The 11971-nt window shown below is 67.7% G+C and carries 10 protein-coding genes; 3 read left to right on the forward strand and 7 right to left on the reverse strand.

Translation table 11 applies throughout. The features are described from left to right. The coding region (rplJ, locus tag ACFDSW_RS01820; RefSeq protein ID WP_375248564.1) for a 50S ribosomal protein L10 at nt 1-201 on the reverse strand (201 nt) is incomplete at its 3' end. A gap of 400 nt (nt 202-601) precedes the next feature. Between rplJ and ACFDSW_RS01825 the strand changes: the two genes are divergently transcribed. After that, a complete protein-coding gene (locus ACFDSW_RS01825; RefSeq protein ID WP_375248565.1) occupies nt 602-3088 on the forward strand; it encodes an alkaline phosphatase PhoX in 2487 nt (828 codons plus the stop codon). 123 nt (nt 3089-3211) lie between these two features. Here ACFDSW_RS01825 and ACFDSW_RS01830 read toward each other — a convergent pair whose 3' ends face one another. The 6 genes from ACFDSW_RS01830 to ACFDSW_RS01855 form a co-directional block, all read right to left on the reverse strand. Then, entirely contained in the window at nt 3212-3925 is a 714-nt protein-coding gene (locus ACFDSW_RS01830) for a TonB family protein (protein ID WP_375248566.1), read from the reverse strand. 17 nt (nt 3926-3942) lie between these two features. Then, nucleotides 3943-5622 carry a DEAD/DEAH box helicase gene (locus ACFDSW_RS01835; RefSeq protein WP_375248567.1) on the reverse strand — a complete coding sequence of 560 codons (1680 nt, stop codon included), beginning with the start codon at nt 5620-5622 and terminating at the stop codon, nt 3943-3945. A gap of 64 nt (nt 5623-5686) precedes the next feature. Next, nucleotides 5687-6271: a TIGR02466 family protein gene (locus ACFDSW_RS01840; protein WP_375248568.1), complete on the reverse strand. Its 585-nt coding sequence runs from the start codon at nt 6269-6271 to the stop codon at nt 5687-5689. Between the two features lie 141 nt (nt 6272-6412). Further along, the gene (gene pth / locus ACFDSW_RS01845; RefSeq protein WP_375248569.1) at nt 6413-6979 is read right to left on the reverse strand and encodes an aminoacyl-tRNA hydrolase; all 567 of its coding nucleotides are present in this window, start codon (nt 6977-6979) and stop codon (nt 6413-6415) included. A 104-nt stretch (nt 6980-7083) separates the two neighbouring features. Further along, nucleotides 7084-7776 (reverse strand): 50S ribosomal protein L25/general stress protein Ctc, encoded by a 693-nt coding sequence (locus ACFDSW_RS01850; protein WP_375248570.1) that lies wholly within the window; start codon nt 7774-7776, stop codon nt 7084-7086. Nucleotides 7777-7925: 149 nt separating this feature from the next. Continuing rightward, a complete protein-coding gene (locus tag ACFDSW_RS01855; RefSeq protein ID WP_375248571.1) occupies nt 7926-8831 on the reverse strand; it encodes a TraB/GumN family protein in 906 nt (301 codons plus the stop codon). Between the two features lie 164 nt (nt 8832-8995). Here ACFDSW_RS01855 and ACFDSW_RS01860 point away from each other — a divergent pair, with 164 nt between their 5' ends. Further along, nucleotides 8996-9835 carry a glycine--tRNA ligase subunit alpha gene (locus tag ACFDSW_RS01860; protein WP_375248599.1) on the forward strand — a complete coding sequence of 280 codons (840 nt, stop codon included), beginning with the start codon at nt 8996-8998 and terminating at the stop codon, nt 9833-9835. After that, nucleotides 9832-11964, forward strand: coding sequence for a glycine--tRNA ligase subunit beta (gene glyS, locus ACFDSW_RS01865; protein WP_375248572.1), 2133 nt, complete (start codon nt 9832-9834; stop codon nt 11962-11964). Before ACFDSW_RS01860 ends, glyS begins: the two co-directional genes overlap by 4 nt. The last annotated feature ends 7 nt before the right edge of the window (nt 11965-11971 follow it).

Genomic DNA, 11971 nt, shown 5'->3' on the forward strand with positions numbered 1-11971 from the left:
ATAGTCGGTGCCGTCGAGCGCGATCCTGGCAAGCTTGTTCTTCGAGACCTTGTAGGTCGCGCCGGCATCCCGCATCCGGTTGCGCAGGTCGGTTGACTGCGCCACCGTCATCCCCAGGTTGCGGGTGACTACCACCACGCCGACCTTCGAGAAGTTTTCGTTCAGCTCGGCGACGGCCGCGGTCTTCTGACTACGATCCATGCCATTCTCCACATTGGGAAGGTGCCGCACGCGACGCCTTCCGGGTACGAACCGCCGCCGACTCGCGTCGGTGACGGCAATGTCCAGCGATGGGGAATGGGGGTGGCGACCCGCGGCACGCATATGCCGGGGCAATCGCATCATCCTGTCCCCGTCTCGGCGGGAGATTAAGGCATCGACGATGCCACCCGCTGTCTCGGACGGTGCGCCGCCGGGCCGGAACCCGATACGACGCGCGGGGGGCTCATACCGCAATCCGGGCGGAAATCAACCCTGGCGGACGAAAGCGCGCGTGTCACGACCATGCCTCGCGGCCGTCATAAAAATGTTGCCAAGGTTTAACCGTACTGCCGCCGACTGTCGGCAAAGAGGCCCCGCCATTTAGTACCGGGGGATTCTCATGACCGAACAGTGCGTCGCTGACGCCTTCACGCTCGTCGCCTATGATGACGGCGATATCGACACCAATCCGTCGACCGCGCCGCATCTCAGCGACATGATCGCCGAGCGCCTGTCGCGACGTCAGCTGATGGGCGGGATGAGCGCGATGACCACCGCGGTGTTCGGTGGCGCGATGCTGACCGGGTGCAGCGACGACGACAAGGATGAGGTGATCACCGTCAGCGACGGCACCACCGTGCAGACGCAGGGTGGCCGCGTGGTGACGCTGACCTCCACCGCGAGCAGCAACGCCACCTCCACCAGCTGGTCGCAGGTCAGCGGCCCGACGGTGGCGCTGACCACCAGCGGCACCTCGGTCAGCTTTGTCGCGCCGAACGTGACGACGACGACCAATATCGTGCTGCAGTTCACCGCCACCGGCAGCGGCGGCGCCAGCAGCGAGCGTTCGACGGTGGTCGTCAGCCCGGCGACCCTCGCGTTCACCGCGGTGCCGAAGAACAAGAACGACGTGGTCACCGTACCGTCCGACTATACCGTCACCGTGCTGTACCGGCTGGGCGATCCGATCGCGTCCGGGGTCGCGGCCTATGCCAACGACGGCACCGACACCAATTTCGCGCAGCGCGCGGGCGATCACCACGACGGCATGAGCTATTTCGGGCTCGCCGCCAGCGGCAGCACGCCCGACCTGACCAACAACACGCGCGGCATGCTGGTGCTGAACCACGAGAATATCACGCGCGCCTATCTGCACCCCAACGGCCCCACCACCGTCAACGGTGCGCGTCCCGAGGCGGAGGCGATCAAGGAGATCGAGGCGCACGGTGTGTCGGCGATCGAGATCACCCGCGCGGGCAATACCGGCGCGTGGAGCTATGTCGCGACCAGCGCGCTGAACCGCCGCATCACCCCGAACACCCCGATGGCGATCTACGGGCCGGCGAAGGGATCGACGCAGCTGCGCACCGCTTACTCGACCGACGGCACCGCCGGCCGCGGCACGATCAACAATTGCGCCAACGGCGCGATGCCGTGGAACACCTATCTGACCTGCGAAGAGAATTGGGCGGGCTATTTCCGTCGCGACACCGGCGATGCGGCGGTGCGCACCGCCGCCGGCCAGGCGAAGCAGAACGTCTCGCTGTCGCGCTACGGCATCCCCGAAGGGCGCGCCGGCAATTACAACTGGACGACCGTGACGCCTGCCAGCAGCAGCAGCACGATCTATGCGAAGTGGAATGCCACCGCGCGCACCGGGCTGGCGGCGGACGGGTCGGCCGACTTCCGTAACGAACCGTTCCAATATGGCTGGGTGGTCGAGATCGATCCCTATGATCCCACCGCCACGCCGCGCAAGCGCACCGCGCTGGGCCGCATGAACCACGAAGGCTGCATGGCGGGGCGGGTCGTCGCGGGGGTGAAGCCCGCATTCTACATGGGCGACGACGCGCAGAACGAATATATCTACAAGTTCGTCTCCAACACGGCCTGGTCGGCGGCCGATGCCACCGCCACCAACCGCCTCGCGACCGGCGACAAATATCTCGACCAGGGCACGCTGTACGTCGCCAAGTTCAATGCCGATGGCAGCGGCCAGTGGCTGCCGCTGGTGTTCGGGCAGAACGGCCTGACCAGCAGCAACACCACCTATGCCTTCGCGGATCAGGCCGATGTGCTGATCAACGCGCGACTCGCCGCCGACGTGCTCGGCGCGACCCCGATGGACCGTCCGGAATGGACCGCGGTCAATCCGGTCAACGGCGAGATGTATTGCACGCTGACCAACAATTCCTCGCGCACCCCGGCGCGCACCGATGCGGCCAACCCGCGCGCGTATGTCGATCCGAAGACCGACGGTCGCTCGGCGGGCACCGGCAACGTCAACGGCCATGTCATCCGCCTGCGCGAAACCGGCGACACCACCGAGGCGACCACGTTCACTTGGGACATCTACGCCTTCGGTGCCGGGGCTGACCTCGATCCGACCAACATCAACCTGTCGTCGCTCGACGCCACCAACGACTTCTCGTCGCCGGACGGGCTGTGGTTCGGGCTGTCGACCAACGCCGGTGGCCAGGCGTCCCCGCTGCTGTTCATGGAAACCGACGACGGCGCCTATACCGACGTGACGAACTGCATGATGCTGATCGGCATGCCGGGGCGTGTCGGTGACGGTGGCACGCGTGTCGTCAACAACACGCTGAACGGCGCCACCAGCACGGTGACGACGCGGATCGGCGCGGCGCCGGGCGCGAAGCTGAAGCGCTTCCTGGTCGGTCCGAAGGAGTGCGAGATCACCGGCATCACCTCCACCGCCGATGGTCGCTCGATCTTCGTCAACATCCAGCATCCAGGTGAAGACGGCTCCGCGAGCAACATCACTTCGAATTGGCCGCAGAGCCAGGCGACCGGCACCGGCGCTGGGCGCCCGCGCTCGGCCACGATCGTGATCACGAAGAACGACGGCGGCGTCGTCGGGCTGTAAGGCCCGGGCGGGAGGGGGATCGCTCCCCCTCCCGGCGCACCGCCATTTCCGGCGTGGTTCAGGGCCCGGACGTCTCTTCGGTGAGGCGCTCCGGGCTTTTGCTGTCAGGCGCCCTAGGGCAACCTAATTCCCGCGCTCGATCCACCAGCGTTGCTGCCACCCGCGTTCTTCCGCCACCGGATTGCCCGCGGCGTCGCGTGCCGGGGCGTATCGATAGCGGCGCTCGATCAATGCGCAGGTGGTGGTATCGAGCAGCGCGCTGCCGCTCGACCGCAGCACGCGGCATGCGCGCGCGCGACCGTCACGGCCGACGGTAAAGCCGACCGTGACCACTCCCTCGATCCCGTCCCTGCGTGCCTGTTTCGGGTAATCGCGCGCCCGGATCGTGCCGTCGAGCAGCCGCGCAGCCGTCCCCCCGCCAGAGCCTCCGCCGTCGCCACGCCCCGCGGCACCGCCGGTGCCCGTGCCGGCGTCGGTGGCGCCGCTCGCCATCTGCAGGCCCGCCCCGACCAGCGGTGCGGCGGGCAGGGTGACGAGCGGGATCGGCACGATCGCCGGCGGCGCTTCGACCGGCAATGGTGACGCGCGGCGTGCGGGACGCGCTGGCGATTGCGGTGCCTTGATCGCGGCAGGTGCCCGCTTCGGTGTGGTCGGGGCCGCGCGATGATTGATCGGCGGCGCCTCGGGCGGGGCGACGTCGAAGGTCGCCATGCCGCGATCGACCGCCGGATGATCCGGCAGCGGCGCGGCGACCTGCAACAGCCACCACAATCCGGCGGCATGCATGATCATGACCAGCAGCGCCGAGACGATCCGGTCCCGTCGCGCCGCCGCCACGATATCGCCGCGCGGGATCAGCGCCGCTGGCGCGGCCCGCGCGGCGCGTGGGTCGCGCGCGGCATATGCGGGCGGCGCTGCGGCGAAGGGCCGGCGCGCATCGGCGGGGCCCTATCAAGCGCCTCGATCTTCACCCCGCTCTCATCCTCGCCATCGGCATTGGCGGTCGCGCGCACCGCGGCGGCGAACCGCCCCGCCAACGCGCGCGGGATCTGGAATTGCGTCTCGACCGCGCCGATGCGAATCGCGCCGATCTCCGCCTTGGTGACATGGCCGCGGCGGCACAGCAGCGGCAGCACCCAGCGCGGATCGGCGTTCTGCCGCCGGCCGATGTTCATGCGGAACCATACGATATCGTCGAAACCGTCGCGATGCGCCTTCTGCCGCTCGGGCGGGCCGCGCTCGCTCAGTTCCTCGGGCGCGGGCAGGCTGGCGCGCTGCGCGGCGACCAGCGCGGCGGCGATCTCCTCCGGGGTGCGTTGCGCCAGCAATTCGACCGCCAGCGCGCGATCATCCTCGTCGACCTCGACCGGCGCGAGCAGCCGCTCCAGCAGCCGCTCGCGATCCTTGGCGCGGATCATCTCGGCGCTCGGCACCTCGCCCCATTCGGCGGCGATGCGCGCGCCCTTGAGCATCGACTCGACGCGGCGGCGGCGCGGATAGGGCACCAGCAGCACCGCGGTGCCCTTCTTGCCGGCGCGTCCGGTGCGCCCGGATCGGTGCTGCAGCACCTCCGCATCGCGCGGCAGTTCGACGTGCACCACCAGGCTCAGCGTCGGCAGGTCGATGCCGCGCGCCGCCACGTCAGTCGCGACGCAGACGCGCGCACGCCGGTCGCGCAGCGCCTGCAGCGCATGGTTGCGCTCGTTCTGCGAATGCTCGCCCGACAATGCCACCGCGGCGAAACCGCGCTCGACCAGCCCGGCATGCAGGTGACGTACATTGTCGCGCGTGGCGCAGAACAGGATCGCCGTCTCCGCCTCGTAGAAGCGCAGCAGGTTGATGACGGCATGTTCGAAATCCGATGGCGACACCGTCACCGCGCGATAGGTGATGTCGCCATGGCCGCGCTGTTCGCCGACCGTCGAGATGCGCAGCGCGTCGCGCTGATAGGTCTTGGCCAGCGAAACGATCGGCTTGGGCAAGGTCGCGGAGAACAGCAGCGTGCGCCGTTCGGCGGGGGTTTGATCCAGCAGCGCCTCAAGATCGTCGCGAAAGCCCATGTCGAGCATTTCGTCGGCTTCGTCGAGGACGGCGGCGCGGATGTGCGCGAGGTTGAGCGCGCCGCGCTCGGCATGGTCGCGCAGCCGGCCCGGCGTGCCGACGACGATATGCGCGCCATGCGACAGCGCGCGCCGCTCGCGGCTGGCGTCCATCCCGCCGACGCAGGTGGCGATGCGCGCATCGGCGTACAGCCAGGTCAGTTCCTTGGCGACCTGCAACGCCAGTTCGCGCGTCGGGGCGATGACCAGCGCGAGCGGTGCGGCGGCGGTGGGCAGCGCGCCCTCGGGCATTAGCTGCTCGGCCATGGCAAGGCCGAAGGCGACGGTCTTGCCGGAGCCGGTCTGCGCCGAGACGAGCAGGTCGCGCCCGTGCGCGGCCTCCGCGGTCACCTCGGCTTGAACCGGGGTGAGATCGGCATAGCCGCGTGTTTCGAGCGCCTGTGCCAGCGCCGGGGGGAGATGCGATACGTTCATGAAGTCTTCCAGATGGGGGCGAGGGCGCGCGAGCGCCAGAGGGACGGGGGCCGGAGCGACGCGGTCACCACCGGTAATTGAAGCTGATGCTGATGCGGTCGGCCTTGGCGGCGTTGCGCATCACTTCGTGACGCAGCCAGCTTTCCCACAGAAATATCGTGCCCGGTCGGGGCTCGGCATAGACGAACGTGCCGTCGCGCGCCGGGGCGGCCATCAGCATCGGCAGCCGCGGATCCTCCAGCTTCAAGGCGCCCGATCCGTCGGGCACCGCGATATAGACGGTGCCGGACACCACGCTGTGCGGGTGCAGATGCCCCGAATGCGTGCCGCCGGCTTTCATCACATTGACCCACAGGCTGTCGAGCTTCAGCTTGTGCCCCCCCAGATCCATGCCGACATCGCGCGCGAAGGCGGCGACGTGGCGATCGAGATGCCGCTTGAGATCGGCGAAGGCGGGATCGCGCCGGGGCAGATCGTTGAGCGAGGCGTAGCTGGTATAGCCACGATAGCCATGCGTGCGCGACCAGCGTCGGCCGCCGTCATCATCCTGCGCCAGCGCCAGGCACGAATCCTCCAGCTCCGCGATCAGCTCGGGCGCGTCGAGGGGCGCCTCGTAGAAATGGGTCGGGAACAGCTGGCGGGTGGGCATGGAAGGGTCCGTTCGGGGAATTCAGTCACACGTCATGAGGGGCGGGGCGAAGGTCGCATCGTTACGCAGACGGGACTCCATGTCTGTCGCGTGTATCATAGCCGTAGCATAATTGCCGGGCATCGTCTGTCAGAGCCGATCCTACCCCAGCCGCAGAGCGACATCGTTCATGAAGCGGACGTCGTCACCCTCGGCAAGCCGGTCGGCTTCCGCCGCGATCGCGCCAAGCAGGTCGGATAGCGGTTCGATCTCCGCCTTGGCGTAATTGCCGAGGACATGGCCGGTGACCCGGTCCTTGTGGCCGGGATGGCCGATGCCCAGCCGCACACGACGGAAATCGGGGCCAAGATGCTGGTCGATCGAGCGCAGGCCGTTGTGCCCGGCGGTGCCGCCGCCCTGTTTCACCTTCACCTTCATCGCGGCGAGATCGAGTTCGTCGTGGAATACGGTCAGCGCTTCCGGCGCGAGCTTGTAGAAACGCATCGCCTCGCCGACCGACCGACCGCTGTCGTTCATGAACGTCGCTGGTTTCAGCAACAGCACCTTCGCGCCGCCGATCCGCCCTTCCTGCAGCCAGCCCTGGAATTTCTTGGCGGGGGGCGCGAAGCCATGGACTTCCGCGATCGCATCGATCGCCATGAAGCCGACATTGTGGCGATGCATCGCATATTGCGCGCCCGGATTGCCGAGGCCGACCCACAATTGCATCGCGCATCCCTTTCGAAAGCGAAGGGGCAGGGGAGCGTCGCCGCTGCCCTGCCCCCCGGAAAAACCCTGCCCCGAAACCCTGTCCGTTCCGGCAAGGCGGACGATTACTCGCCCTTGTCCTCGGCTTCTTCGGCTTCCTCGGCCGCCGCAGCCTCAGCCGCCGCAGCCTCGGCGGCATCGGCCGAAGCGGCCTCCGCCAGCGCGGCTTCCTCGGCTGCCTGCTCCTGCGCCTCGGCGAGCATCGCCGACGGGGCGACGATCGTGGCGACGGTGTAATCCGGATCCTCGATCACCAGCGTCGCCCCCTTGGGCACGCGCACATCGCCGATGTGGATCGTGTCGCCGACGTCCTTGCCCTTCACCGACACGGTGATTTCCGACGGAATGTTTGCCGCGTCGACCGTCAGCTCCAGCTCGGTCGCGACCAGCGTCAGCACGCCGCCCTTCTTCACGCCGGGCGATTCCTCCTCGTCGACGACCACGACCGGCACCGGCACGGTGACGGCCTCGTGCGCCGCGATGCGCAGGAAGTCGACATGCGTCGGGCGATCGGTGACCGGGTGGAAGGCGACGTCCTTCGCCAGCGTGCGCTGGCCGCCGACCATGATGACCGAGTTCATGAAGTGACCGGTCATCAGCGCCTTGACCAGCGCCTTCTCCTCGAGGTGGATCGAGGACGGTTCCTTGTTCTGGCCGTAGATCACGGCGGGGACGCGGCCGTCGCGACGCAGTGCACGGGAGGCTCCCTTGCCAACCCGGTCACGCGTCTCGGCTGCGAGCGTAATGGTGTCGCTCATGTCATGCTCCGAAAAACGGTGATATCGTTTCCCGACACGCCTCCAGGGATGACCATGACGGGAAGCCGGCGCGCTTAGCGGGGTGGCGCGGAAAAAGCAAGGCGGTGGTGTGGGGGGGCGGCGCATCCCACGCACCTGTACGCCAGGCGTCAGTATCTCACCCGCGCCGCCTGCAGCTTATAGGCTGCCAGCTTCGTCTGCACGCTTTCCGGCCCGGCCAGATGCCCAGCGCCCACCGCGACGAACACCGTGCCGGGGCGCTTCATGCGATTGGCGATCCAGCCGGCCCACATTTCGTTGCGGCGGACGAGCAATGCCTGCGCGATCTCGGGTGAATCCTTCAGCGAGTCGTTCATCTCCACCGCGACGCCATCGGGATTGCCCTTCGCCCAGGCGTCCACCAGCCGCTTGAACGTCGCGCCGGCCTTGGGCAGTTCGTCGAGCGTGCTTTCGAGCAATTGCAGCTGGGCCGGCGGGGAAATGCGATCGAAGATGCCGAGCTGTCCGTCGAACGTTTCCAGCCCCTCCACCGTCTTGCCGGCGGCGCGCGCCGCATCGGTCAGCACCTTTTCGGGGCCGTTGGCGGGATCGTAGCCCAGTTTCTGCACCGGCAGCAGCGAGATCGTGACCGCTGCGAACCACGGTCGCATCCGGTCATAGGCGGCGGCGGGGACGCCGGCTTCGCCCATCGCCTTGGCGAAGGCGGGCCGGTAATTCGCGGGCAGTGCCTGCGTCAGCGGGGTGCCGGCGGCGGCGAACGCCTTGGCTGCCACCACGCGTTGCTGCGTCGCGGTGTCGGGCTCGACCATCTCCAGCACCAAGGTCTGCGATCGGTCGAACGCCTGCTTCACCGCCTCGTCGAACCACGACATGCCGGGGCGCAGAACGTGGATCGTGCCGAACAGATAGATGGTCGTGTCGGCGTCCTTCACCACCCACAAGGCCGGATCGGCGTCTTGCGTGGCGCCGGCGGGCGGGGCGGGTTGCTGCGCGCAGGCGGGCAGCGCGAGCAGCAGGGCAAGCGCGGAGGTGGCGATTTTCATCGGGCGGTTCATGCGGCAGTTTCCTAGCGGATGACAGTCGCGGCGTGACGCGCAGTCGTTAAAATATCCTGTCGTCGCGCAGGCTTCCGCGCCTGGGATGATGGCCCCGTTGATTCCCGTCGACGCTTCCGCCACACGTCTCCGCCGTGACCGACCAGCCCCTCTCTTTCCAGTCGATGATCCTGCGGCTTCACCAATATTGGTCGGAGCGCGGATGCGTCATCCTGCAACCCTATGACATGGAGATGGGCGCCGGCACCTTCCACACCGCGACCACGCTGCGCGCGCTTGGCCCGGATGCCTGGAACGCCGCCTTCGTCCAGCCATGCCGCCGCCCCACCGATGGCCGGTACGGGGAAAATCCCAATCGGCTGCAGCATTATTATCAGTATCAGGTGATCCTGAAGCCCAGCCCGCCGGACCTGCAGGAATTGTATCTGGGATCGTTGCAGGCGATCGGGATCGATTTTTCGCGCCACGACATCCGCTTCGTCGAGGATGACTGGGAAAGCCCGACGCTGGGGGCCTGGGGCCTCGGTTGGGAAGTGTGGTGCGACGGGATGGAGGTGACGCAATTCACCTATTTCCAGCAGATGGGCGGGTTCGACATGAAGCCGGTCGCGGGCGAGCTGACCTACGGGCTCGAACGGCTGGCGATGTATATCCAGAACAAGGATTCGATCTACGATCTGGCGTTCAACGACGCCGGCGTCACCTATGGAGACGTGTTCCTGGAGAACGAGCGCCAAATGAGCGCGTGGAATTTCGAGGTGGCGGATACCGATACGTTGTTCGACCAGTTCCGCAAGCACGCCGCCGAATGCGAGAATTGCCTCGCCGCGAAACTGCCGATCCCCGCTTATGAACAGGCGATCAAGGCCAGCCACACGTTCAACCTGTTGCAGGCGCGCGGGGTGATCTCGGTCGCGGAGCGACAGGCCTATATCGGCCGTGTCCGCGATCTCGCGAAGGCGAGCTGCCAGGCGTATATGGAAAAGAACGGATGGGCGGCATGACCGACTTTCTGCTCGAACTCCGCTCGGAGGAGATTCCCGCCCGGATGCAGGCGAAGGCGCGCGAGGATCTGGCGCGGCTGTTCGGGGCCGAGTTGGAACGCGCGGGGCTGCGGGCCGGGGGGCTGACCACCTATGCCACCCCGCGCCGCCTGACGCTGATCGCGCGTGACCTGCCCGACGCGACCGAGGCGGTCAGCGAGGAAGTGAAGGGCCCGAAGGCGGGCGCGCCGCCGCAGGCGCTGGAAGGCTTCCTGCGCAAGACCGGATTGACGCGCGAGCAACTGGTCGAGCGCGACGGCATATTGTTCGCGATCAGCGAGCGGCCGGGCCGCGCCACGATCGACGTGCTGGCGGAGGCGATCCCGGCGGTGATCCGCGCCTTTCCGTGGCCGAAGTCGATGCGCTGGGGCTCGGCGTCGCAATCGACCGAGTCGCTCCGCTGGGTGCGCCCGCTACAGGGGATCGTCGCCTTGTTTGGCGAGGCGATCGTGCCCTGTTCGATCGCGGGGATCGACGCGGGCGCGACGACGGTGGGGCATCGTTTCCACCATCCCGGCGCGATCACGATCGGTTCGGCGGCGGATTATGTCGAGAAGCTGCGCGCCTGCCACGTGATCGTCGACCAGGACGAGCGCCAGTCGATCATCGCGCTGGGCGCGACGATGGCGGCGTCGAAGGCCGGGCTGACGCTGGTGCGCGATGAAGGGCTGCTCGCGGAAAATGCGGGGCTGACCGAATGGCCGGTGCCGCTGCTGGGGCGGTTCGACGCCGATTTCCTGTCGGTGCCGCCCGAGGTGATCCAGCTCACCGCGCGCGTGAACCAGAAGTATTTCGTGTGTCGTGACGCCGATGGACGGCTGGCGAACGCCTTCGTCTGCACCGCCAATGTGGATGCGGTCGACGGCGGTGCGATGATCGTCGAGGGCAATCGCAAGGTGCTTGCCGCGCGGTTGAGCGATGCGCGTTTCTTCTACGACACCGATCTGAAAGTGCCGCTGGCGGAACAGGCGACGAAGCTGGACCGGATCGTGTTCCACGAGAAGCTCGGCACCGTCGCCGACAAGGTGGACCGGGTCGCGAAGCTGGCGCGGTGGCTGGTGGAGGAGGGGATCGTTGGTGGCGCAAGCCTCGACGTTGCGAATCTGAACCGTCATCCCGACGAAGGCCGGGGTCCAGCGACGGAACGCGCGCAACTGGCCGATCAGGCGGAACGCGCCGCGCGGCCGGCGAAGGCGGATCTCGTCACCGGCATGGTCGGCGAGTTCCCCGAATTGCAGGGCCTGATGGGCGGCTATTACGCCGCCGCGCAGGGCGAGGACGAAACGGTCGCGAATGCGATCCGCGATCACTACAAGCCGGTCGGGCAGGGCGATGACGTGCCGACCGATCCGGTGACGGTCGCGGTGTCGCTGGCGGACAAGCTGGACAGTCTCGAGCAATTCTTCGCGATCGGGCAGGCACCGACCGGATCGAAGGATCCGTTCGCGCTGCGCCGTTCCGCGTTGGGGGCGATCCGCCTGATCACCGAAAACGGCCTGCGTTATCGCGTCCCCGCCGCCCTGCTGGACTTCTTCGCCGACCGGCTGAAGGTGCAGCAACGCGAGGCCGGCGTCCGGCACGATCTGATCGATGCGGTGTTCGCGCTCGGGGGCGAGGATGATCTCGTCCGCCTGCTGGCGCGGGTGCGGGCGTTGCAGGCGTTCGTCGGCACTGATGATGGCGCGAACCTGCTCGCGGGGTACAAGCGCGCGGCGAATATCCTGAAGAAGGAGAATTACGCCGTCGCGCCTGCGCAGGCAGGGGCGCGGGGCTCTGTCGATCCGGCGCCGTCGTCCGCCGGCGACGATTCCCGTCTTCGCGGCCCCGACGGGGATGTCGAACCCGCCGAGGCCGCGCTGATCGCCGCGCTCGATGCGGCGGAGCCGGCGGCGGGGGCGGCGATCGCGCGCGAGGATTTCGCGGCGGCGATGGCCGCGCTGGCGACGTTGCGGGCGCCGATCGATACATTCTTCGATGACGTGACGGTCAACGATGCGGATCCCGCGAAGCGGGCCGCGCGGCTGGCCCTGCTGGCGCGGGTACGCGCGGCGGTACACGGCGTCGCGGACTTTTCGCGGATCGAAGGATAGTCAAGAA

This window comes from Sphingomonas sp. (assembly GCF_042091075.1).
Classification (GTDB): domain Bacteria; phylum Pseudomonadota; class Alphaproteobacteria; order Sphingomonadales; family Sphingomonadaceae; genus Sphingomonas.